This is a genomic window from Streptomyces sp. NBC_00078, assembly GCF_026343335.1.
Taxonomy (GTDB): domain Bacteria; phylum Actinomycetota; class Actinomycetes; order Streptomycetales; family Streptomycetaceae; genus Streptomyces.
Genome location: NZ_JAPELX010000001.1, coordinates 8,358,343 through 8,380,554, shown reverse-complemented (window position 1 = coordinate 8,380,554; position 22,212 = coordinate 8,358,343). Strand labels below are relative to the sequence as shown.

Genomic DNA, 22,212 nt, shown 5'->3' with positions numbered 1-22,212 from the left:
ACGGCGGCGGAGCCTGCGGTACGACGGGTGGTGCGCGCGGCGACGCTCATGTCTGTTTCCCCCGTTGGATGTTGATGGCCCGTCAGCTGTTCGGACGGCACTGGTCTTGGTGCCAACGCAGGGTTCGACACGAGGGGCGCGGTTCAAGTTGTGGGGCCCGGGCGGGCTGTGACGCACCGGTGACATCCGTTGCGTGAGCCGGACACCCGGTCGATCACCCCGCAGGGGAACCCGGCCCACGACGGCACCGGCCCACTCCGCGACGGCCGTGCGGGTCAGGCGGCGAAACGTGGTGGAGAAGCTCGGCCCGGCCGGGACGGCCGGATCGGCTCCGACCACAGACAGTGGCAGCCGGCGGCGCTGATCGTCCCGGTGGGGGCGCTCCTGGTGTCCGACATCACGCATTCAGCCATGCTGGGACAGAACGGCACATCCTTCCGCGACAAGGAGACCAGCATGTCGACTAACCCGGTCGGACGATTCCTGGCGGCCCTGGACCCGGAGCACCGGGAGTCCGTCGGTGCCAGGCCACACCAGGAGCAGGAACGCCTCGCTGCGGCCTGGGAGCGGGAACTGGACACGGACGACGACCTCGACACCCTCGACGAACTGTCGCCGCCGGCCGCGGAGGCGGAGGCGGCCCGCCGCGTCCTGGAGCGTGACGTCGGCCAGGACCTGAACAAGTGACGCAGCCGGGCGTGAGAATTCGGTCGCGGCAGGGGCCGCGCCGAACTACCCTCACCTGGACCGGTGCCACCTGCTCGGCTGCCGCCCGGCGCATCCGGTACGAGACGGGGAGACAGCGAAGCGTGGACGGTGCACAGCTCGTCGCGGCGGTCCGGCGGGGAGACGCAGGGACCGTGGGCGCGCTGCTGGAGGCGGGAGCCGCCCCGGACACGGTCACGGCAGACGGCCTGCCCGTGCTCTGTCTCGCCGTCGCCGCCTATGACACCGCCGTCGCATACGAGCTGGTCGAGGGCGGAGCGGATCCGGCCCGTGACGTCCTGGTCCGCGGCGCCTCGTGTTCGCGGTGGGACGGTCACCCCTCGGCGTCGTCCTGGACCAGCCCGGCGATGTGGTCGATGACCGTGTCGAGGATGTCCGTCCAGGCTGACTCGTCGCCGAGAACGAGGTGGTTGAGAGTCAGGCCGTCGGTCATGGCGGCCAGATAGCGGGCCAACGTGGAGACGGGCACCCGGAGTTGGAGGTCCATGCTGCCGCGCAGCCGGCCGATCAGTTCGGTGTAGGCGTCGCCGTACAGCTCGTACTGCCGTCGGGCCAGGTGTGCGAACCCCGGCTCACGCAGGGCGTACTGCGTCAGTTCGTAGGTCAGCATGTGTTCGTCGGGATGGGCGCGGACATGGTCCCAGTAGGCCTCGAAGCCTGCCCGGACGGTCTCCACGAGTGTGGTCCTGGGCCGCAGGGCCTGCTTGACCACGGTCACGGAGTGGTCGGTGAGGGCGGTGATGACCGCCTCGACGAGGGTCTGCTTGGAGTCGAAGCAGTAGTGGAAGACGCTCAGGGACACGCCCGCTTCGGCGGCGATGGCCCGGGTCGTCGTCTTGGCGACGCCGTCCCGGGCCATCGCCCGTATCGCCGCTTCCGTCAGCTGTGTGCGCCGCTGAGCCGACGGCATGCGTGCCATGTGTGTCCTCGGTTGTCGATACCTCAATCAGGCGCTGTGGACGCCCACTTCCTTGAGTGAGTATCCCCAGCCGGTGCCGCGGGCGAGGCCGTGGATGCGGACGTAGCGGGCCGGTGTGGCGTTGAACTCGGCCGTGTCCAGGCCGCCGTCGCCGGATGTGGTGGACCAGACGGTCTGCCAGTTCGTGCCGTCGGTGGAGACCTCGATGCGGTACGACTTCCCGTACGCCCGCTCCCAGTCCAGCGTGACGCGGCCGACCCGGTTGGTGGTGCCGAGGTCGACCTGCCACCACTGGTCGTCGCTCCAGTCGCTCGCCCACCTGCTGCCGTTGTCGCCGTCGACGGCCCGCCCCGGCTGGTAGCTGGTGAAGGGGTTCCATTCGGACGAACTGGCCGTCGCCGCCTTGCCGTTGGCGAGATTCACCGATGCCTGGTGCTGCTCGGTCGCACCCCAGGTGTCGAGGTAGGACTGGGCGCCTCGGAACAGGTCGTTGACCACGTCCTGGCCACCGTTCTTGCGGATGTCCTCGATCCAGTCGGGGATCATGCCGGCGTGGGCGCCGCCGTCGGTGTTGAAGTCGAACGTGCGCTGTCCGGTGGTGAGTTTGTCGATGACCGAAGCGCCGTCGACGCTCTTGAAGGGGTAGGTGACCTTGTTGGGAGCGTCCGCGCCGCGTGGGGCGGGATGGTCGCCGACGCCGTTGAAGTCGGTGCCGAAGCCGTAGCCCACGTGGTACTTGTCGCGCAGCGCCTTGGTGCGGTTCGCCTCCGCGACGAACCCGTCCGAACCGTGCATGTACTGGGCGACGAAGCCGCCGAGCGAGTAGACGCGTTCGGTCCAGTTGAGGTCCATCCAACTGTGCGAGGAGATCACGCCCGGGTAGGAGGCGGCGTCGAAGATGTCGAGCACCCGGCCGACCGCCTTGACGCTCATGTGGTCGATCTCCAGCATCATCTTGCGCTTCATCATGCCGTGCACGGCGTATTCGCCGAGGTCGGTGAGCCCGCGCTTGTTGCACTGGGCGTCACTGTCGTAGGAGGGGACCTTCACGCCGGCCGGCAGGTCCCCCTCCGCGCTGGAGGACGCGTTGCCGATGGGGTTGTCATGCTGCGGGCCGGTGCACTTCTCGGTCTGCCAGAAGGTACCGGTCGACAGGAACTGCCCGACGTTGATGGCCGTTCCGAGCCCGCCGGAGTCGAAGCGGACGCCGCACAGCGCGTTGTCGAACTTGTGGCACAGGAACATCGAGCGCACGCCGAGCCCGTACAACTCGTCGAGGCCCTTGTCGATGTCCGCCTTGCTGCACTGCGGAACGTCCAGGATCTGCTTGCAGCCGAACGGCTCGGAGGTCTCCACCCCCAGGATGACCGCCAGCTTGCCCTGCTTGATGACCTCCTGGGCCTGCGCGCTGTCGGTGACGATCCGGAACCAGCCCTTGCCCGGGCCGCCGTACATCTTGTCGATGTAGTCCTGCAGGGCGTACGTCATCTTCGCCTGCAGGCGGATCGACGTCATCTCGTCGCAGCTGCGGTCCTTGAAGGGGTAGACCGAGCAGATCACGCCGTTGGTGACGAGGTCGTTGACCAGCACCCGCTGGCCGCCGCGCCAGGCCCGCTCCACCCAGGCGTAGTAGTCCGCCTGATGGGTCATCGAGTCGTACGCCGGCCAGTCCTTGAAGGTGGGCCAGCCGACCGGGTCGTGCTTTCCGTCTCCGCCGTGGGTGATGTAGTCGAAGATCGCGAGTGTGCCGTCGGGGTAGTGCTCGGGGCAGTCCTTGAGCGCGTCCGCGACCCCCGCCTCGGAGAACACCTTGCCGCAGATCAGCCGCCCGCCGAAGGCCTCGTTCGAGAACAGGTGGTTGTGCGCGTCGACGAACCCCCGCACCTTGCCCGCCGAGTCGGTGCCGGTGAACGGTTCGCCGGTGACATCGATCTGGGAGTCCGGGTGGGGGCGCGCGGCCGGGATCCACCAGTCGCCGGCGGCAGCCGAACTCGGCGTGGGGCCGAGGGCCATGGCCAGCACCAGCAGGAGCAGCGACAGCACGGTGACGTTCTTTCGTCTGCGGTACCAGCGTCGAGTCAGCGTCACGGCCCACGTCCCTCGGTCGGCAGATGGCGGATTGACCGACCCGTGAGGTTGTCATGACCCGCACAATGTATGGAGAGAATCGCGGCGGGCGCCTTACGAGTCAAGAGTCCGGGACGCTTGACCTGATAAATGCGGGGCGATGGGCGGCACGCCGGGGACGACGGGTCCAGCGGTGCCGTCGGCCCGGGGCGACGACGAGGCCGGGCGCCCCGTTCAAGCCGCCCGTAAGCGGAATGCTTCCTTCGGTGAGTTCGCCGAAAGTATGGTGATCTCGTGACGGCGCTCCTGTTGTCCGGTGGCCCAGGTACCCGTTTGCGCCCCCTCACTCATACGTTCCGGACGCCCACCGTTTCGTCCTCGGCGACCACAGCAGGGGTGCCTCTCCTCATGACAACCAGAATCCTGGTGACCGGCGGTGCCGGCTTCATCGGCTCGCACAGCGTCCTGGGGCACGAGCGCCGGCACCTGGCGGGAATCGACCCCGTCCGTCCTTGGCGCGCGGTGCGCGAGGCGGCGTTTCCGGTTCCGCTCGACGAGAAGAAAGGTTCAACCCGGTGAGCTTCAAGATGCAGCCGACCGCCCAGGTCGATGACAGCGCCACGGTCGGCGACGGAACGACGGTCTGGGATCTTGCCCAGATTCGGGAGGACGCCCGGCTGGGCAGCGGGTGCATCGTGGGCCGGGGGGCGTACGTCGGCCCCGGTGTCCGGATCGGCGACCACGTGAAGCTCCAGAACCACGCGCTGGTATACGAACCCGCGGTGCTCGGTGACGGGGTGTTCGTCGGTCCGGCGGCCGTCCTCACCAACGACTACTTCCCCCGTTCCGTGGACCCGCAGGGCAGGTTGAAGCGCGGTGGCGACTGGGAGGCCGTGGCCGTGACGGTGGCCGAGGGGGCCTCACTGGGGGCCCGCTCGGTGTGCGTCGCGCCGGTGCGTGTCGGCCGTTGGGCGATGGTCGCGGCGGGTGCCGTGGTGACCCGGGACGTGCCGGACTTCGCCCTGGTGGCCGGGGTTCCGGCGCGCCGGATCGGCTGGGTCGGCCGGGCCGGCGTCCGACTGGTCGAGCGGGAGCGCGAACCGGGCACGTGGGAGTGCCCCGAGACGGGCGCGCTGCACGACGAGAAGGACGGCGAACTCGTCGAACGCGCATGACTCAGGTTTCCGCCAAATCGCAAATCTTCGAACATTCACCGGCATAACATGTGTGCGAACTGTGCAGCCCAAGCACAATGAGCACACGAACCAGTAGTGCCCAGGGGGGGTTACCGGGTGGGAACACCTGTGTCTGAAGCGAGGAGCGGCATCCGCTCCGAGGCCTGACGTCTGCCTTGCCTCCACCGCCCGACCGCCCGTGTCGCGGCGCTCACAACTCTGCGCGAAATCAGGGGGTTGGTGTGTCCAACCGATGACCAACACACGTCTCGCGGCGCTCGGCGACGAGGACCCGCCGCTGCTCGCACTCGCCCAACGGCTGCTCGCAGTCGCCGAGTCGGGGCTGCCGTCGATGCTGCTCCCCGGCGGGGAGGCCTTCGTCCACACCATGGCCGGGCGGCAAGCCCCCGATGGTTCCTGGACCTTGGAACGGCGTGGCACCAGTACCCGCTACGCCGCCATCACCGTCCTGGGCGCCCGGTATCTGCCCGAGGACCGCCAGCGTGCGGTGCTCGGCGGGCGCACGGCCCAGGAGTTCGCGGGTCTGCTGGTCGAATCGCTGCCCGCGGTGACCAACCTCGGCGACGCGGCGCTCATCGCCTGGTCCGCCGCCGAGACCGAACATCCCAAACTGTCCGACGCCCTCGAACGGGTCGAGGCTCTGGACGTGGAGGGCCGGCCGCAGTACACCGTCGAGGCGGCATGGGTGCTGTCCGCCCTCGCGGCGGCTCGCGACACGGTCGACGTGGAGAGACGTTTCACCGCGGCTCGGGACCGTCTGCTGCGAGCCCGGATCGGAAACAGTCCGCTGTTCCCGCACGCCACCGCACCCGGTCTGGTGCCCTGGTACCGGGCGCATGTGAGCTGCTTCGCCGACCAGACCTATCCGCTGCAGGCCCTGGCCCGCGCCCACGCCGGCGGGGACGGCGACCCGGAGGCGCTGGCCGCGTCCGAGGCGTGCGCGGCGCGCATCTGTGAGCTGCAGGGCGACGGCGGCCAGTGGTGGTGGCACTACGACGCACGCACCGGCGGTGTCGTGGAGGGCTACCCGGTCTACAGCGTCCACCAGCACGCGATGGCGCCGACCGCGCTGTTCGACCTCGCCGACGCCGGCGGCACCGACTTCGGCGCGGCGGTCCGCAAGGGCCTGCGCTGGATGACGGACGTACCCGAACTCGCCGGCTCGCAGCACCGGGAGCCCATGATCCTCGACGAGCTGGGTGCCACCTGGCGCAAGGTCTACCGGGGCGACCCGAAGAAGGCCGTACGCGCCGCCCGGGGTCTGTCCACCCGGGTCGCTCCGGGCCTGCGGCTGAAGTCCTTGGACCGGGTGTACCGCCCGCTGTCCGTGGATCGCGAATGCCGGCCGTACGAGTTCGGCTGGATGCTCCACGCCTGGCAGGGGGGCCGAATATGAGCGGGCGTCGGACGCTGTTCGGGGTCGAGCTGGACCCACTGACCATGGACGAGACCGTGCAACGCTGCCTCGCGGCGGTGCGGGACGGCCGACAGCTGGAGATCGGGGTGGTCAACGCCGCGAAGCTGGTGAACATGCGGCGCAACGACCAGCTCGCCAAGGCCGTGGCGGGTTGTGATCTCGTCCTCGCCGACGGACAGGCCGTGGTGTGGGCCGGCCGCGTGCTGCGTGCCCCGCTGCCGGAGCGGGTGGCCGGAATCGACCTGTTCCTGCGGCTGCTGGCCGAGGCGGAGACCTCGGGCATCCCCGTGTACTTCCTCGGCGCCAGGCAGGACGTGCTGGAGCGGATGCTGCTCCGGGTGGCCGACCGCTTCCCCGGTCTGAAGGTGGCCGGCAGCCGCAACGGCTACTTCGACGACCTGGAGCAGGAGGCGATCGCGGACGGCATCGCGCGAAGCGGCGCCCAGATGCTGTTCCTTGGCATGACCTCGCCGAAGAAGGAGATCTTCACCGCCGCCCACGGCGCCCGCACGGGCGCCCGCGTGGTGCACGGGGTCGGCGGCTCCTTCGACATCCTGGCCGGGGTCACCAAACGGGCTCCGGTCTCCTGGCAGCGGTGGGGTCTTGAGTGGCTCTACCGCGCGCTGCAGGAGCCGCGCCGCCTGGGCCGGCGCTATCTCACCACCAATGTCTCCTTCCTCCTCATGACGGCGCGCGAGCTGATCCGGCCCACCCCGTCGGCCGTCCCCGCGAACAGGAGTCACTGATGCGTGTCGTCGTGGTCGGACAGGGATACGTCGGCCTGCCCCTGGCCGTTCGGGCCGCCGAGGTCGGACACGAGGTGATCGGCTACGACGTCGACGCCCGGCGGATCAAGAGCCTTGCCGCCGGTGAGTCCTTCGTCGAGGACGTGTCGTCCGAGCGGATCCGCGCGGCACTGGACAACGAAAGCTACCGCCCTAGTGAATCGGCGCGTGACTGCGGCGGTTTCGACATCGCCGTCGTGACCGTCCCGACCCCGCTGCACGAGGGCACACCGGACCTGCGGTACATCAAGGAGTCGGCGGTCACCCTCGCCCGCTACCTGCGCCCCGGAGCGACGGTCGTCCTGGAGTCGACGACCTACCCCGGCACCACCCAGGAGCTGTTCGCGCCGATCCTGGAGGAGGGCTCGGGCCTGGTCGCGGGCAGCGACTTCCACCTCGGCTACAGCCCGGAGCGGATCGATCCGGGGAACGCCGTATGGGGCTTCCAGCAGACCCCGAAGGTCGTCTCCGGTGTCAACCCAACCTCCCTCAAGGCCGTTCAGGACTTCTACGCGCAACTCGTCGACACCGTCGTGCCGGTGGGTTCGCCCAAGGAGGCCGAACTCGCCAAGCTGCTGGAGAACACCTTCCGGCATGTGAACATCGCGCTGGTCAACGAGATCGCCATGTTCGCCCACCACCTGGACATCGACGTCTGGCAGGCCATCGACGCGGCCTCCACCAAGCCGTTCGGGTTCATGAAGTTCACGCCCGGACCGGGTGTCGGCGGCCACTGCCTGCCGATCGACCCCTCCTACCTCTCCTGGCGTGTGCAGCGCGAACTCGGCCAGAGCTTCCGCTTCGTGGAACTGGCCAACGACATCAACAACCACATGCCCGAGTACGTGACGCGCCGGATCGGCGACCTCTTCAACGACAGGCGCCGTTCCGTGAACGGCTCGCGGATCCTGCTGCTCGGTCTGGCGTACAAGAAGAACACCGGCGACGCCCGCGAGTCGCCCGCCCTGCGCATCTCCCGACTGCTGCTCGACATGGGGGCCCAGGTCAGGGCCGCGGACCCGCACGTCGTGGAGGGCCTGCCGGTGGACAACCGGCTGGTCCGGGTCGAACCGACGCCCAAGGAGCTGGCGGCCGCCGACGTGGTGGTCCTGCTCACCGACCACGACAGCTTCGACTACGAACTCATCGCCGAGCACGCTCCCTTCGTCCTCGACTGCCGCAGACGGCTGCCGTCCGGACCCACGATCGAGGTGCTCTAGGCCATGCCGCGCATCGTGTGTGTCGCCGGAGCACGACCCAACTACATGAAGATCAAACCGGTGATGGACGCCCTGGAACGCCGGGGCGCCGAGGTGTTCCTCGTCCATACCGGCCAGCACTACGACCCGGCCATGAACGACGTGTTCTTCGCCGACCTCGGCATCCGCCCGCCCGAACGCTTCCTCGGGGTCGGCTCCGGCACCCACGCCGAGCAGACCGGGCGGGTGATGACCGCGTTCGAGCCGCTCCTTCAGGAGTTGTCGCCGGACATCGTGGTCGTGGTCGGTGACATCAACTCCACGCTGGCCTGCGCCCTGGTCACCGCCAAGGCCGGACCGCTGCTCGCCCATGTCGAGGCCGGCCTGCGCAGCCGCGACTGGGGCATGCCTGAGGAGATCAACCGCGTCGCCACCGACCGTGTCGCCGACTACCTGCTGGCCCCCTCCCCCGACGCCGTGGACAACCTGCGCGCGGAGGGCTACCGGGAGGACCAGGTCCACCTCGTCGGCAACGTCATGATCGACACGCTGCTGGCCAACCTGGAACGGGCCCGCGCCTCGAACGTCCTTGGCCGATACGGGCTGTCCAAGGGCGAGTTCGGGCTGGTCACCCTGCACCGGCCCGCCAACGTCGACGACCCCGAGGTCCTCGCCGGACTCCTGAAGGCGCTCGGCGAGATCGCCGGGAGCTGCCCGCTCGTGCTGCCCGTGCACCCGCGGGCGGCCGGGAAGCTGGCCGCCATCGGAGTCCCGGGAGGCATTCAACTCGTGGAGCCCGCAGGGTACTTGGACTTCATCGCCCTTCAGGACGCCGCGCGCGTGGTCCTCACCGACTCCGGCGGTGTGCAGGAGGAGACCACCGCGCTGGGCGTGCCCTGCGTGACCCTGCGCGACAACACCGAGCGCCCCATCACCGTCGAGCAGGGCACCAACGTGCTGGCTGGCCGGGACCCGGAGCGCATCGTGGCCGTCGTGAACCAGGTGCTGGACGCTCCGCCCGCGCCGCGCCGGCCCGAGTTGTGGGACGGCCGCGCGAGCGACCGTATCGCCGACGTACTGCTGGCAGGAGGCACGGCGGCCACGCGCCCGCGGCCGACCGACCTGCCGGCGCCGGCAGACCTTCCGGCATCAACCGACCGACCGAGACCCACCGGCCAGAAGGCACCCGTCGACCGGACGAGCCCCACGGACCGAACCTTCCCCATATGATCCGCTTGCAACATATGCTCGTCGAACGTCTGGTCGCTAGGGGGGGGGGACCACCATGGATCTCGCTGAGATCTTCCGGGTGATGCGCAGGCGCTGGTACGTCCTGCTGCCGGGACTGCTGCTGACCGCCGGCCTCATCGTCGGCGTGGTCACGATGGTCCCGGTCACCTACCAGTCACAGAGCACGGTGGTCCTCCTCAACTCCCAGAAGGCCACCGTGGCCTATGACGGCAATCCCTTCCTCAGCACCCAGACCTCGCTGACCGGTATGGCCGACAGCCTGGCGCGCAACCTCAACTCCGACGACTCGCTGCGGGACCTCAAGGGCCTCGGTGCGAAGGGCACGTTCGAGGCCAAGCTGGCCGACAACGCCCAGGGCCCGCTGATGTGGCTCACGGTCACCGGCACCGACAAGGCCTCCGTGCTCGCCTCGGACAAGCTCCTGACGTCGTACGCCAAGGACCGGCTGGACCAGTTCCAGAAGCAGCAGAAGGTCAACTCCAAGGCCATGATCCGCATGACGACGATCGTGCCGCCCCAGAACCCGGTGGCACAGACCAAGACGCGGCTCGAATACATGGTCTTGGCCGGAGGTCTGGGCCTGGTGCTGAGCCTGGTCGGCGTCTTCTACGTGGAGGCCCGCCGCCGGCCGCGCACGGCGCCCGCGCCGGAAGAGACCGCACAGCCCGAAGAACTCGTGGACCCGGTCTCCGTCCCCGAGCCGACGGCCGGGGAGCCGGTCGCGGAACAGACGATCGCCCTCCGGCGCCCGCCCGCCTGGTCGCGGGCCGCCGAGAACCGGCGGGCCGCACAGCCGAGGGCCGGCCGGTCCGCCACGGCGGTGGCGCCCGCCGAGCCGCTCGACGAGGAGTCGACTCATGGACAGCGTTCGCACACCCGACAGCGAGAGATCTGAGGCGAGCGGGACATCTGCGGCGCACGAGACAGCGACGGCCGGCGGGCTCTCCCCGGACGGTGGCACCGCTGAGACAAGCGGCAGCGCTCCGGCCCCCGACTCCTTCGGGACGAAGGTCCGCTCGGCGGCCCGCTGGAGCCTGATCAACACCGTGGTCATGCGCCTGGGCAACTTCGCCACCGGCATCCTGCTGGCGCGCTTCGCCCTGGGACCGGCCGAGTGGGGCGTGTACGGCATCGCCCAGACCGTGCTGCTGGTGCTGCTCTCGGCGAACGAACTGGGCGTCAGCCTGGCCCTGGTCCGCTGGGACGGCGATCCCCGCCGTTTCGCGCCGACCGTGCTCACTCTGTCCACCGCGTCCAGCTGCCTGCTGTACGCCGCCCTGTTCGTCTCGGCACCGACGGTCGCCGGGCTGCTCGACTCGCCCCATGCCTCTGGCGTGCTGCGGGTGATGTGCCTGTGCCTGCTGATCGACGGGGTGGCACAGGTGCCCGCCGGCTTCCTGACCCGGGAGTTCGCGCAGGGCAAGCGGATGGTCATCGACGCGCTCAACTTCGTCCTCAGCACCGCCGTGACTCTCGTGCTGGCCTTCGCCGGCTGGGGGGCCATGAGCTTCGCCTGGGGGGCGGTCGTGGGCAACGTCGCCGCCCTCATCGGCTGCGCGATCGCCGCGCCCGGTACCCTGCACTTCGGCTGGGACCGCGAACAGGCCCGCGCGCTGCTGCGGTTCGGCCTCCCGCTGGCCGGCGCGAGCCTGCTCGCGCTCGCGGTCGTCAACGTGGACACCATGGTCGTCGGCTCCACGCTCGGCGGAGTCGCCCTCGGCTTCTACGTCCTGGCGTTCAACATGTCCGGCTGGCCGGTCCGCGTCATCTCCGAGGCGGCCAGACGCGTCTCCTTCGCCGGCTTCTCCCGCCTCGCCGACTCCCCGCAGGCCCTGGCCCAGGGCTTCAGCCGCGCCCTCGGGGTTCTGGTCACCGGCACCGTGCCGCTGTGCGTCCTGCTCGGCGGCCTCTCCGGCCCCGTCGTCCAGCTCATCTACGGCGACAAGTGGCTGCCCGCCGCCCACGCCCTGCCGTGGCTGATGGCCCTGGGCCTGATCCGCATCGGCTGCGAACTCGCCTACGACTGCCTGGTCGCCACCGGACAGCGCCGCTCCCTCATCCTCGTCCAGGGGCTGTGGGTCGTCGCCCTGATCCCCGTGCTGATCGCCGGGGCCCGGGTCGGCGGCATCGTCGGTGTCTCCCAGGGCCATGTCCTGGTCGGCGCCGTGCTGGTCGTCCCCGTCTTCCTGCACGCCCTCGGCCGGGCCGGGATCGGCCTCGCCCACATCGCCAGAGCCTGTGCCTGGCCCTTCCTCGGGGGAATCGTGATGACCCTGGTACTCCTCGCCGCGAAGTGGCTTCTCGGCGACGGTGTCCTCGCACTGCTCGCCATCGGCACGGTCGCGCTGGCCAGTTACGCGGTGTGCGTGCTGCCCAGCCGCCGCTTCCTGCGCGGCACCTCCCGGACTCCGGAGGCCCTATGACCAGGCTCCGCACCTGTCTCGCCGGCCTGGCCCTCCTGCTGACCGCGGGCTGCTCCGGGTCCGCCGGCTCCTCCTCGGCCAGTCAGGCTCCCAGCACCCATGACCGGCCCCCGGCCGCCACCGACGATCCGACGAGCGCCGCCCCCTCGCCCCGGACCACGCCCAGCACGAGCCCTTCAGCCTCGGCTCCCGGCGCCCACGGCCCGAGCGCCAAGCCCTCGGCACGCTCCACCACGGTGACGTCCCTGGAAGCCGGCTTTCCCAACGCCCGTACCACCGGCCCCCGTTCGGCCCTCAAGCCGCATTCCACGGGGAACATGAGCATCAAGACCGACGGCACGGTCATCAAGGGCTGGGACATCACCGGGTCACTCGACATCTACGCCGACAACGTGACCGTCATCGACTCCAAGATCACGTCCACCAACTGGTGGGGAGTCAACCTGCGCCCCGGCTTCAAGGGTCTGCGCATCCTGCACACCACCATCACCGCCGTTCCGGGCAAGGGCCCCGACAACGGCGGCGTGGACTACGCCGTGTCCAACATGGGCGCCAGCTCCATCGAGGTCGGCTGGTGCAACATCTCCGTCTTCGGCAACGCCCTGTCCATGGGCCAGGGCAACATCCACGACAACTACGTCCACGATCTCGTGCCCTTCCGCAACGCCGGCGGCGAGTGGCAGCACACGGACGCGGTGATCAGCGGCGGCGGCAGCTCCGGACAGCTGATCATCCGTCACAACACGCTCCTCAACCCGGTCGACGTCAACCGGGGCGCGTCCGCGAGCGTCGGCCTGTTCGCCGACACCGGCCACGTCTCCAACACCGTCGTCGACAACAACCTTCTGGCGGGCGGCGCGTACGCCCTCTATGGCGGCGGCGACGGAGCAACCGGGATCACGGTCACGAACAACGTCTTCTCGACCCGCTACCACCGCAACTCCGGCGTCTACGGCTCCGTCACGGCCTGGAACGCCGGGTCCGGCAACGTCTGGCGCGGCAACCGGTACGCCGACGGCACCCCGGTCACCCCCGAGCCGTCCGGCTGAGGAGAAGAGTTGATGAGACGCATCGTCCGCGCCCCCTGGGAACTCCTCAAGCACGCCTTCGGCTGGCTGGTCCTGTTCGAACTCCGCAACAAGGTCCTGCTGGCGCCCTCGGCGCTGCGGCTGCGCCGCTTCGAGTCGGCGGAGGTGCAACGCCTCGCGGCTACGACCGGTGCCGCGCCCGCCGCTCTCGTAGCGACGGTCATCGCCACGCACCGCCGCCCGGAGGCGTTGCGGTCGGCGGTCCGCTCGGCCCTGGCCCAGAGTGTCCGCGACCAGCTGGTCATAGTCGTCGACGACGGCGCCGGCCTGCCCGAACTCCCGGACGACCCCCGCCTGTTCGCCGTCTCGCTCTCCCGCAACACGGGCGTGGCGGGCGTGGTCCGCAACGTGGGCATCCGCCTGACCCGCTCCCGGTACGTGGCCTTCCTCGACGACGACAACCTGTGGGAACCGGACCACCTGGAGCGGGCGTTGGCGGCCCTGGACTCCCCCGACGCCCCCGACGGCATCTACACGGCGCTGCGCCGAGTCCTCCCGGACGGCACCGAACACGACACCCTCTCCGTCCCCTTCGACCGCCACCGCGCCGCCCGCGAGTCCTTCCTGGACACCAACGCCTTCGTCGCCCGCCGCGACAGCACCCTGCACTTCAGCCGCCTGCACCGCACCCCGAAGGTGCTCCCGCGCGAGGACTGGGAACTGATCTACCGGTACAGCCGGAGCCACACGGTGCGCCACGTACCGCACGCGACCGTGAGGTACCTGGTCAACCCCGGGAGTTTCTACACGACTTGGTCCGGCTGAGCGTCACGGGCCGGGCGTGGCCCGCAGCGCACCCGGCCGGAGCAGGGCGGCCGCGGCCGCGCGGCCGGCCTTCCTGCCGAGGGCGGCCCGCGACGCCTCGCGCAGGAACACGGCGCCCCGGAAGCAGGCGGTGGCGAGGACGCCGTGGCGCCGCCCGTACAACCGCACGCGGTTGAGCGTGAGCAGGGTCCACAGCAGGGGCGAGACCTGGGAGTCGCCACCCAGATGCACGGCCTCGGCCGTCGGCTCCAGCTGGGTGGCGTACCCGTTGTCGCGCGCCCGCAGGCAGTACTCGGTCTCCTCCGAGTAGAGGAAGAAGGATTCGTCCCACGCACCGCAGTCAGCCAGGCAGTCGGCCGAGAGGGCCATCAGCGCGCCGGTGGCCCAGTCCGCGCGCGTGGGCCGCCGGTAGGCGGCGGGGTCCGTGACCAGCTCGCTCAGGAGCGGGAAGCGCCCGGCTCGTCGGTTGCCGATGACCGCCTCGCCGAGGGCCCGCAGCACGCTCGACTCGCGGCGCAGCGAGTAGTGGGGCGTGTCCCGGCCTTCTTCGTACAGAAGGGGTACGGCGATGCCCACGCCGTCGCCGAGGCTGTCGAGGAGACGTTTGGCGCAGCCCTGCCGCATACGGATGTCGGGATTGCAGATGAGCGCGGCCCCGACGTCACCGGCGGCACCCAGCGCGGCGTTGACCCCGGCGGCGTATCCGGCGTTACGGCCGGTCTGGACGACCGTGGCGTCGGGGGCCAGTTTCCTGAGCACCTGGACGGTGTCGTCGGCGGAGTCGTTGTCGGCGACGACGAGCCGCCGGTCGAGGCCGGCCATGCCGTCGTCGAGCGCGGCGAGGAACCCGGGGAGCACCGAGGCGCTGTTCCAGGTGACGACGATGACGGCGACGGGGCTCATCGGGACTCCACGAGTTGGGGAAGGCGGACTTCCGCTGTCGTACGGGGGCCGGGGACGGCCGCGGCAGCCGCCTCGCGCCGCACGAAGCCCAGATAGCTGCCCCCCGCCCCCAGCATGAGGAAGAACATGCCGGCGAACATCGGGAAGCTGAGCGAGTCGAAGGTGGCGCTGATGACCAGGGTGACCAGCGCCGAGGCGAAGAACGCCTGCCCGAGTTCGCGGTCGGCCTCGGTGCGGGCCAGCCGCCGGATCGCACCGCCCTGGTGGATGCCGGTGATGAACAGGGCGAGCAGGGCGACGAGCCCGAGCACTCCCATCTCGGCCAGGCCCAGCATGTACTGGTTGTCCGTGAAGAAGTACAGGTCCGGGGTGAACGTGCCGAAGCCCCGTCCGAGCAGCGGGTGTTCCTTCAGATAGGGCACGATCGCGCTGTATTTGACGGTACGGGCCTGGGTGCTGCTGTCGGAGTTGGACAGGAACGACGCGAACAGGCCCGTGATCGTGCCGATCAGTCCCGGGACGAGCACCTTGAACACGGCCACGGAGGCCGTCATCACGCCGATCGCGGCCCAGCGCCGGGCCGGCTTCCAGCGCGGCACCATCACCACGGCCACCAGCAGCACGCCGATGATCGAGGTCCGCGACACCGACAGCGGCAGCGCGCCGGCCATGAGGACCACCGGCCCCCAGCGGCGCAGTACGTGCAGGTGGCGGCGTACCGGGTCGGCGGCCTGCTGGATCGCGAAGGGCAGCAGGATCGCCAGCATGCCGGCGAACTCAAGCGGCTGGGCCGTGGTGGCGCGGGGCCGGGTGAAGGCGCCGCGGTCCATGACGCTGACCTGTGCCACGCTGGTCTGGAGGCCGGGAATGTGGATGGAGTCGGCGATGTTGGTCGCCGCGAAGAAGTCGTAGAAGCCGATCGCGGCGACGACGGACGCCAGGACGACCACCCGGCGCATCAGCACGTCCAGCCGGCCGCGCTCCTGCACGGCCGCCGACGTCAGAACGACCAGCGACACCCACACCAGGAACCCGATGAGCCCTCGGTCGGCACCGAGCACCTCCTCGTGCGAGCTTTCGCGCATGGCGTCGGCGACGTAGGCCGCGAGGACGGCCACCCCGAGCAGACACAGCGTGACCCGTACCAGCCGGGTGCCGGGTGCGGGCAGGATGCGGCCGCCGAGCCAGGTCGCCAGGTACCACATCAGGCCGAGCAGGGCGAAGACGTTGGCGGGGGTGCCCACGCCGCCGAGTGCGGGCAGGGCCAGGTTCGACGGGATGAAGAAGGCCAGCACCAGGTAGACGGTGAGGATCGCGGTGGCGTCGAGCCTACGGCTGAGCATGCCCGCGCGGACCCGTTTCGGGGTGCGGGCCTGCTTCCGCCGCGGGGCCACCCGGTGCCGGCGGCGGACCACCGAGACGCCCTCCATCAGGATGGACAGCAGGAACGCGCTGACAACGCCGAGGATGATGACGGCCGCGACACCCTGGTAGCGGCTCTTGGACTTCGCCACCGGGGTCTGTGGCAGGACGACGGGCGCGGTCTGCACGGCGTACGCGGGCGGAACCTTGGCGGCGGCCTGCAGGGCATTGAGCTGCTCACCGGCGAAGGCGGTCAGGGTGTTGGTCTCCTTGAGCACCTTCTGACGGTCGGTGCCGGTGACGCCGAGCACGAGCAGCGGGCTGTCGCTGGCCGGCGCGAAGCCGGCCGTGTAGGGGTCCGTGACTCCCCTGTTGTGCAACTCCTTGGCGGCGTCGGCCGATTCAAGCGTCCTGATCAGCACGTCGGCCGTCACGATGAGTGAACCGCCCGCGTTCGAGATGGGGTTGCCGAAGGTGGGGGCCAGCCGGGCCACGGCCGAGGAGTCCAGCAGCGCGACCGAGCTCTGCGACTGGTAGGAGACGGGGACGGTCACGTACAGGTATCCGCCGCCGATCAGGCTGAGCACGGTGAAGGGCACCATGAAGTACCACCTTCGGCGCAGAATTGCCCATATCTCACCAAGACTCACGATGCGTCCCTCCATTCGGTGGCATCCCACCGCGCGTCCTGCCAGTATCGGGAGTGACGGAAGGAACTCGTATGTCGCCTGGGAACGTCGCCGACGCGCTGCTCCGCCGCTGGTACGTCGTGGTGGTCGCGTTGCTGCTGACGGCGGCCGGTGCGTACTGCGTGATCCGGCCGACCCCGCAGTACGTCGGTTCCGCGGTCGTCGTCCTCAAGCCGCCGGTGACGCAGAACCAGCCCAACCAGCTGACCAATCTGCAGCCGCCGCTCGCCGTGGTCTCGTACGCGGTCGTCCAGCAGCTGCAATCCCCCGCCGGGGCAGAGGAGTTGCGCGCCGCGGGCGTTCAGGGGACCTATCAGCTCGTGCCCCGCAACAGCGGCACCAGCGCGACGCCCCGCTATCTGATCCCCTCCCTGCAGGTGCAGTCGCAGGCCTCCGGCGCCGAGGCCGCGGTGACGGCGGTGCGCCGCGTCATCGACGTGTACACCCGGCACGTCGAGCAGATGCAGACCGCTCAGCAGGTGCCGGCCGCGGGGCGGATCACCGCCTCCGTCCTGACCTCCCCGAGCGTCGCCGAGGTGCAGGGCGCCAAGAGCCGGGGCCTTGCGGGCACGGCTCTGCTGGGTCTGGCCGGCGGAGTGGTCGGCGCGCTGTGGCTCGACCGGTACGCGATGAGCCGCCGGCAGGCCCCTGCGGGCCGCCGCAGGCAGACCGGCGCGGTCCCCGTGGCCGGCTGAGCTGAACTGATTCTGCATCAGATACCGCGGCGCTTCCAGGACTCCCACCACAGCCACTCCCGCCCGCGTTCGGCCACGGCCGACCACACCAGCGGCTGCAGATACGGCATGGCCTTCGGCCCGATGCGTCTGCGCAGCCGCAGCGCGCGGTACTCGGGCAGTGCCGCGTATCCCGGCAGGCACTGCTCGGCGAACTCCACGCACGCGTCGACCGGTACGACGCCGGTGCGGCCGCGGTCGTAGGCCCGGTAGGCCCGGCGCAGCGCGAAGCGGGCGAGGCGGGTGTGGACCTGGTCGGCCAGGCGGTCGGCGTGGGGCAGCCGGTCGCCGCACTTGGCGAGGACCGAGTCGAAGGCCACCAGGCGCTGGCGCAGGTCGTCGAGCTGGCCGCCGAAGTCGGTGGTGGACATGTTCTTGCCGTGGACACGATAGAAGGCCTGGTCGGCACCGCGGATGTGGCCGACGTCGGCGTGGGCGGCGAGCCGCATCCACATCTCGATGTCGCCTGCGTGAGGAAGGGCGGGGTCGTAGCCGCCGACCTTCCGCTGGAGGCCGGTGCGGACGACGACCTCCGGCGAGGTGATGCAGCCGGTGCCCTCGCGAAAGCGCCGCTCCAGCCACCACTGCCCGGGGTAGACGACTGAACCGGTGCTCTGGGTGCGGGCCTTGGGCAGCGGCCCGCCGTGCTGGAAGCGGAGGGGGCGCCCGTAGGCGAACCCCGCCTCGGGGTGGGCGTCGAGGAGCCGGGCGGCCCGGACCAGCGCGCCCGGCACCAGCCGGTCGTCGGCGGACAGGAGGGCCACGTAGTCGCCGTCGGCCCATTCCAGGAGGCCTTCGTTGTACGTGGCGATGTGGCCCTTGTTGGTTTCGTGGACGAGGACCTCGATGCGCGGGTCGGAGGCCGCCAGTTTGAGCGCGACCTCGGCCGAGTCGTCGGGCGAGGCGTCGTCGATGATGAGTACGCGGACGTCAACGCCGTCCTGCTCGTCCAGGGCGCTGCTCACGCAGTCGGCGAGGAAGTGGCCGTACTTGTAGCAGGGGATCACAACACTGACGCTGCTCATCGGTGGGAAGCCAATCCCCGTCGGTGGTCCGCGCCCGGCTGGGCGCGGACCACCGACGGTGCGGTCGGACGGGTCAGTTCTTTGTCTTCTTGAAGACGGTCCTGCTCGTCAGGGTCCAGCTGTCGGACTTCACCGTGTGGTGGTGCTTGTCCTCGGCCTTGACCGTGATCTTGAACCGGGTGCCGTCCGGCAACGGGGCGGACAGGTGGACGGTCGCCTTGTGGGTCGCGCGGTTGTAGGAGACGACGGTCGTCACGTGGAGCTTCCTGGCGGCCCCGGAACCCTTCACGATGGTCACGGTCGCCTTCACCGACGACACCGCGGCGTTCTTGTCCACGGTCATGACCAGGGCGTTCGCCGCGTCGGCGGTGTGCGCCACCGAGGCCGCGGTCACCTCCGAGGCGGTGGCCGACGCCAGGGACGCGCTCGGGTTCTCCCCGGTGAAGACGGGGCCCACCCAGTAGTTCGCGGATCCGTAGGAACCGTTGGGGAAGGCCGAGTCGCTGCCGTAGCGGTAGAGCCCGTTGTGGTGCGCGGTGGTGTCGGCCGTGGCCGTGAGCGGATACGACTGGTGGGCTGCCGCGAAGTAGCCGCCGTCCACCGCGTAGTTGCCGTGGGGCGCGTGATAGGAGACGACGTAGGGCGTGTCGGCGGTGACGGCCACAGGAGTGGCGAAGGTCAGCGTCTGCCAGCCGGAGGCCGTCTCGTTGGTGAAGGTGCCACCGGCCAGCAGCGTACCGCCGTCGGTCCACAGGCTGCCGGTGTGGGTGCCCGTGTTGCCGGTGCCCTTGTAGAACGTGACGCCGGTGATCCAGCCGTCCGCCGAGGACGTGAACCGGGTGCCCAGCTCCAGGGAGTTGGAGTCACCGGTCGTGTCCGGCGTGGCCGGCACGGCGGAGGAGCTCCACAGTGTGCAGGGGCAGGTGACCGCGGGCGGGGTGGAACTGGTGGTGAAGGACCAGGTCACCGGGTCCGCCATGGCGTTGCCCCAGACGTCGGAGGCGCGGATGGAGGCGGTGTAGGTGGTGTGCAGCTCCAGCTCTGTCGACGGAGTGAACGTCACCTTGTTCGACGCGGGCAGCGTGACCGCTCCCGGCACGGTGGTGCCGTCCGGGTCCTTCACGGTGAACGTCACACTGTCGGGGTCGATCGCCGAACTGAAGGTGGCCGACACCGGTGCCGTGATCGACGTGCCCGTCGCCCCGGACGTCGGGGAGGTCGAGCTGACGGTGGGCGGGGTCGTACTGGCCGTCGAGGTGTCCAGCACCACGTCGACCCAGTAGTTGCTGCCCGAGGACTGCGAGGACGGGAAGGCGCTGGTCGAGCCGTAGTGGAAGACGCCGTTGCCGCCGTCGGTGCCGGATTTGAGTGCGGTGAGCGGGGCCAGGCCCGCGTCGCTGTCGTTGAAGTAGCCGCCGTCGTAGGAGTATCCGCCGTTGGGAGCGAAGTAGGAGGCTACGTAGGTGGTGTTGGCCTTGACGGTGACCGGGGTGGCGAAGTTCAGCTGCTGCCAGCCCGAGGCCGTCTCACCGCTGAAGGTGCCGGTGGCCAGGCGGGTGCCGGAGGCGGTCCACAGGCTGCCGGTGTGGGTGCCGGTGTTGGCGGGCGACTTGTAGAAGCGGACACCGGTGATGGAACCGGCCACGGTGGTGCGGAACTTGACGCCGAGTTCCAGGGAGCTGCCGTCACCTCCGTTGACGGTGCCGGGCACGGCCGAGGCCGGCCAGACGTTGCAGGGGCAGGCCTGGGGGCCGACGGTCAGCGGGACGGTGGTGACGGAGCCGACGTTGACGCTGTCGTCGACCGCGCGGACCTTGACCGACGCCGGTCCCGGCGTCGTCGGGGTCCAGCTGTAGCTCCAGGAGGTGAGGCCGGTGGCGGCCTTCCAGGTTGATCCGCCGTCCGTGGACACCTCCACCCGGGCCACCACACCGCCGGAGTCGGAGGCGGTGCCCTTGATGGTGACCGGCTTCAGGGCGGGGACGGTGACCCCGGAGGCCGGGCTCGTCACGGTGACGGACGGGCCGGTGGTGTCGGTGGTGGCCGTCGCGGCGACGAGGTTGCCCTGCCGGGTCAGCGGCTGCACACCCATGTCGGCGAGGACGTTCAGCGTGGCCTGCTGCATCCGGGAGTCCTCGGTGACCACCGTGTCGTCGGGGTTGTACGTCGGGACGTTCGTCAGGCCCCACGACCACTGCACGGTCCCCGACCCGAACACCAGGGCGCCGGAGTCCTGGTCGCGGAACTCGACGAGGTTGTGCGTCGCCGTGCCGTTGCCGTAGACGTTGCCCCAGTCCATCCGGAGCTTGGCGTCATTGATGTCCACCGTCGTGGAGGAGACGTCGATGGCCCCGGTGGGCCGGGTGCTGTTGTCGATGTCGCTGTCCCACTCGTAGCCGAGCGTGCCCGTCGGGAGCGTGGCGGTCTGGCTCGACGTCAGGTTCGCGATGGAGGTGTTGCGCCAGATCCGGTTCCTGCCGTAGGAACCGGGGACGGTGATGGCGTCGCTGCGGTAGCCGTTCACCGTGAACATGGAGCCGGTGAGGATGTTCGGCGGCTGGTAGTCCTGCCCGTAGCCGGTGCTGGCGGGGTCCATCCAGGTTCCGGTCCAGATGCCGCTGGGGTCGGCGATGCCGTTGTTCTGCGCCATCTTGGTCATCTTGTAGCAGACCAGGGTGCGGTCGGCCGTGTTCGCGCCGTCGATGCTGGGGGTGAGCCGGGTCTTCCAGAAGACCTCGTTGCCGCTGAAGTAGCCCTGCCGGACTCCTGCCTTGCGGGCCGCCAGGACGTTGGAGTACTGGCTCTGCGTCCAGTACTCGTCGTGGCCGGAGGACAGGTACACCTTGTGCTTCTTCAGCAGGGTGGCGCCGCTCGCCGACGACACGTCCACCCCGGAGGTGTAGCTGACGTCGTAGCCGTTGCGCTCCAGCCAGGACAGCATCATGTACTCGGAGCCGTAGATGCCGTTGTCGCCGCCGATGTCCAGCGGCCGGTTGTAGCTGACCTCGTAGGCGCGGCCGTCCGGCGCGGGCCCGGTGCCGCCGTAGAGGTCCTGGCCGCCGTAGTCGTTGTAGGCCTGCCAGGTCTCGTCGCTGGTCTGCACGACGACGTCGGAGGTGCTGGAGTCCTTGCGGACCACGAACGGGTACGGCATCAGGCCGTCGCCGTCGGTCTGTGTCAGGTTCGCGATGTACAGACCGGACACGGCGTCGCTGGGCACCGTCCAGTTCACGGTCACGGGCCAGTTGCCGCAGTCGACCAGGCCGGTGGCGCTCTTGGTGGTGCAACTGGCAGGCCTGGTGGTGTAGTTGGCCGGGTAGGTCACGGCCGCCTGGGCCACGGTCGACATCTCGCGCGCGCCGTCGCCGCCGTACCAGCCCAGACGGTAGATCTCGACGTGGTACGAGGTCTTCGACTGAACCTTGAACTGGACGGTGTCACCCGCCTGGACGCTCTCCTTGGTGGAGAAGCCCTTGATGTCACCGTAGGCGTTGGGCGAGAACCAGTCGGTCTTCGGGGTGCCCGGCTTGGAGTTCTCGCAGACGACGGGGTTGGAGCCCGACCCGCACGGATCGGACGCCGCCTGTGCCGACCCGGCCAGCGGGAGCACCGCAAATATCAGTCCTGCTACGACGGCGAGGCGCCCGCCCCGGATCCGTCTGC

The 22,212-nt window shown here is 69.9% G+C and carries 18 protein-coding genes and 1 pseudogene; 13 read left to right on the top strand and 6 right to left on the bottom strand.

From position 1 onward, the window contains the following. Window positions 1-456: 456 nt before the first annotated feature. A complete protein-coding gene (locus tag OOK07_RS43360; RefSeq protein WP_323178170.1) occupies window positions 457-687 on the top strand; it encodes a hypothetical protein in 231 nt (76 codons plus the stop codon). Window positions 688-1,039: 352 nt separating this feature from the next. On the opposite strand, the gene OOK07_RS38935 is transcribed toward OOK07_RS43360, so the two are convergent. Then, complete coding sequence (locus tag OOK07_RS38935; RefSeq protein ID WP_266801309.1) at window positions 1,040-1,645, bottom strand: TetR/AcrR family transcriptional regulator; 606 nt, start codon at window positions 1,643-1,645, stop codon at window positions 1,040-1,042. 27 nt (window positions 1,646-1,672) lie between these two features. Then, window positions 1,673-3,733, bottom strand: coding sequence for a galactose-binding domain-containing protein (locus OOK07_RS38930; RefSeq protein ID WP_266801307.1), 2,061 nt, complete (start codon window positions 3,731-3,733; stop codon window positions 1,673-1,675). A 273-nt stretch (window positions 3,734-4,006) separates the two neighbouring features. On the opposite strand from OOK07_RS38930, the pseudogene OOK07_RS43535 reads away from it, so the two are divergent. The 11 genes and pseudogenes from OOK07_RS43535 to OOK07_RS38880 form a co-directional block, all read left to right on the top strand. Continuing rightward, window positions 4,007-4,078, top strand: a pseudogene (locus OOK07_RS43535) (sugar phosphate nucleotidyltransferase); the annotation flags it as partial. A 42-nt stretch (window positions 4,079-4,120) separates the two neighbouring features. Continuing rightward, window positions 4,121-4,291, top strand: coding sequence for a hypothetical protein (locus tag OOK07_RS38925; protein ID WP_266801304.1), 171 nt, complete (start codon window positions 4,121-4,123; stop codon window positions 4,289-4,291). 8 nt (window positions 4,292-4,299) lie between these two features. Further along, the gene (locus OOK07_RS38920) at window positions 4,300-4,887 is read left to right on the top strand and encodes an acyltransferase (RefSeq protein WP_405673709.1); all 588 of its coding nucleotides are present in this window, start codon (window positions 4,300-4,302) and stop codon (window positions 4,885-4,887) included. A gap of 253 nt (window positions 4,888-5,140) precedes the next feature. Next, window positions 5,141-6,304, top strand: a complete 1,164-nt coding sequence (locus tag OOK07_RS38915) for a hypothetical protein (protein ID WP_266801299.1) — start codon at window positions 5,141-5,143, stop codon at window positions 6,302-6,304. Continuing rightward, on the top strand, window positions 6,301-7,071 hold the full coding sequence (locus OOK07_RS38910; RefSeq protein WP_266801297.1) for a WecB/TagA/CpsF family glycosyltransferase: 771 nt from the start codon (window positions 6,301-6,303) through the stop codon (window positions 7,069-7,071). The genes OOK07_RS38915 and OOK07_RS38910 overlap by 4 nt, the downstream gene beginning before the upstream one ends. After that, window positions 7,071-8,330 carry a nucleotide sugar dehydrogenase gene (locus OOK07_RS38905; RefSeq protein ID WP_266801295.1) on the top strand — a complete coding sequence of 420 codons (1,260 nt, stop codon included), beginning with the start codon at window positions 7,071-7,073 and terminating at the stop codon, window positions 8,328-8,330. Before OOK07_RS38910 ends, OOK07_RS38905 begins: the two co-directional genes overlap by 1 nt. 3 nt (window positions 8,331-8,333) lie before the next feature. Further along, complete coding sequence (gene wecB, locus OOK07_RS38900; RefSeq protein WP_266801294.1) at window positions 8,334-9,539, top strand: non-hydrolyzing UDP-N-acetylglucosamine 2-epimerase; 1,206 nt, start codon at window positions 8,334-8,336, stop codon at window positions 9,537-9,539. 55 nt (window positions 9,540-9,594) lie between these two features. Then, window positions 9,595-10,455, top strand: a complete 861-nt coding sequence (locus tag OOK07_RS38895) for a YveK family protein (RefSeq protein ID WP_266801292.1) — start codon at window positions 9,595-9,597, stop codon at window positions 10,453-10,455. Beyond that, window positions 10,418-11,983 carry an oligosaccharide flippase family protein gene (locus tag OOK07_RS38890; protein WP_266801290.1) on the top strand — a complete coding sequence of 522 codons (1,566 nt, stop codon included), beginning with the start codon at window positions 10,418-10,420 and terminating at the stop codon, window positions 11,981-11,983. Before OOK07_RS38895 ends, OOK07_RS38890 begins: the two co-directional genes overlap by 38 nt. Beyond that, complete coding sequence (locus OOK07_RS38885; protein WP_266801288.1) at window positions 11,980-13,032, top strand: hypothetical protein; 1,053 nt, start codon at window positions 11,980-11,982, stop codon at window positions 13,030-13,032. The genes OOK07_RS38890 and OOK07_RS38885 overlap by 4 nt, the downstream gene beginning before the upstream one ends. Window positions 13,033-13,044: 12 nt before the next feature. Beyond that, on the top strand, window positions 13,045-13,836 hold the full coding sequence (locus tag OOK07_RS38880; RefSeq protein ID WP_266801285.1) for a glycosyltransferase family 2 protein: 792 nt from the start codon (window positions 13,045-13,047) through the stop codon (window positions 13,834-13,836). Window positions 13,837-13,839: 3 nt separating this feature from the next. Here the strand turns inward: OOK07_RS38880 and OOK07_RS38875 are convergent, their stop codons facing one another. Together OOK07_RS38875 and OOK07_RS38870 are read right to left on the bottom strand one after the other, a co-directional pair. Continuing rightward, window positions 13,840-14,739 (bottom strand): glycosyltransferase family 2 protein, encoded by a 900-nt coding sequence (locus tag OOK07_RS38875; RefSeq protein WP_266801282.1) that lies wholly within the window; start codon window positions 14,737-14,739, stop codon window positions 13,840-13,842. Beyond that, window positions 14,736-16,703, bottom strand: coding sequence for an O-antigen ligase family protein (locus OOK07_RS38870; RefSeq protein WP_266801280.1), 1,968 nt, complete (start codon window positions 16,701-16,703; stop codon window positions 14,736-14,738). The genes OOK07_RS38875 and OOK07_RS38870 overlap by 4 nt, the downstream gene beginning before the upstream one ends. Before the next feature lie 119 nt (window positions 16,704-16,822). Here OOK07_RS38870 and OOK07_RS38865 point away from each other — a divergent pair, with 119 nt between their 5' ends. Then, window positions 16,823-17,485, top strand: coding sequence for a hypothetical protein (locus tag OOK07_RS38865; protein ID WP_266801278.1), 663 nt, complete (start codon window positions 16,823-16,825; stop codon window positions 17,483-17,485). Between the two features lie 17 nt (window positions 17,486-17,502). On the opposite strand, the gene OOK07_RS38860 is transcribed toward OOK07_RS38865, so the two are convergent. Both OOK07_RS38860 and OOK07_RS38855 read right to left on the bottom strand, forming a co-directional pair. Continuing rightward, window positions 17,503-18,549, bottom strand: a complete 1,047-nt coding sequence (locus tag OOK07_RS38860) for a glycosyltransferase family 2 protein (RefSeq protein ID WP_266801276.1) — start codon at window positions 18,547-18,549, stop codon at window positions 17,503-17,505. A 73-nt stretch (window positions 18,550-18,622) separates the two neighbouring features. Beyond that, entirely contained in the window at window positions 18,623-22,159 is a 3,537-nt protein-coding gene (locus OOK07_RS38855) for a DUF4082 domain-containing protein (RefSeq protein ID WP_266801274.1), read from the bottom strand. Window positions 22,160-22,212 lie beyond the last annotated feature (53 nt).

Bases quoted from the DNA above. Each gene is read 5' to 3' on its own strand.
- OOK07_RS38870 (WP_266801280.1), bottom strand. From the start codon at position 16,703: ATGGTGCCCTTCACCGTGCTCAGCCTGATCGGCGGCGGATACCTGTAC.
- OOK07_RS43360 (WP_323178170.1), top strand. From the start codon at position 457: ATGTCGACTAACCCGGTCGGACGATTCCTGGCGGCCCTGGACCCGGAG.
- OOK07_RS38895 (WP_266801292.1), top strand. From the start codon at position 9,595: ATGGATCTCGCTGAGATCTTCCGGGTGATGCGCAGGCGCTGGTACGTC.
- OOK07_RS38920 (WP_405673709.1), top strand. From the start codon at position 4,300: ATGCAGCCGACCGCCCAGGTCGATGACAGCGCCACGGTCGGCGACGGA.
- OOK07_RS38915 (WP_266801299.1), top strand. From the start codon at position 5,141: ATGACCAACACACGTCTCGCGGCGCTCGGCGACGAGGACCCGCCGCTG.
- OOK07_RS38890 (WP_266801290.1), top strand. From the start codon at position 10,418: ATGGACAGCGTTCGCACACCCGACAGCGAGAGATCTGAGGCGAGCGGG.
- OOK07_RS38865 (WP_266801278.1), top strand. From the start codon at position 16,823: ATGTCGCCTGGGAACGTCGCCGACGCGCTGCTCCGCCGCTGGTACGTC.
- OOK07_RS38880 (WP_266801285.1), top strand. From the start codon at position 13,045: ATGAGACGCATCGTCCGCGCCCCCTGGGAACTCCTCAAGCACGCCTTC.
- OOK07_RS38910 (WP_266801297.1), top strand. From the start codon at position 6,301: ATGAGCGGGCGTCGGACGCTGTTCGGGGTCGAGCTGGACCCACTGACC.
- OOK07_RS38935 (WP_266801309.1), bottom strand. From the start codon at position 1,645: ATGGCACGCATGCCGTCGGCTCAGCGGCGCACACAGCTGACGGAAGCG.
- OOK07_RS38905 (WP_266801295.1), top strand. From the start codon at position 7,071: ATGCGTGTCGTCGTGGTCGGACAGGGATACGTCGGCCTGCCCCTGGCC.
- OOK07_RS38925 (WP_266801304.1), top strand. From the start codon at position 4,121: ATGACAACCAGAATCCTGGTGACCGGCGGTGCCGGCTTCATCGGCTCG.
- OOK07_RS38885 (WP_266801288.1), top strand. From the start codon at position 11,980: ATGACCAGGCTCCGCACCTGTCTCGCCGGCCTGGCCCTCCTGCTGACC.
- OOK07_RS38860 (WP_266801276.1), bottom strand. From the start codon at position 18,549: ATGAGCAGCGTCAGTGTTGTGATCCCCTGCTACAAGTACGGCCACTTC.
- OOK07_RS38875 (WP_266801282.1), bottom strand. From the start codon at position 14,739: ATGAGCCCCGTCGCCGTCATCGTCGTCACCTGGAACAGCGCCTCGGTG.
- wecB (WP_266801294.1), top strand. From the start codon at position 8,334: ATGCCGCGCATCGTGTGTGTCGCCGGAGCACGACCCAACTACATGAAG.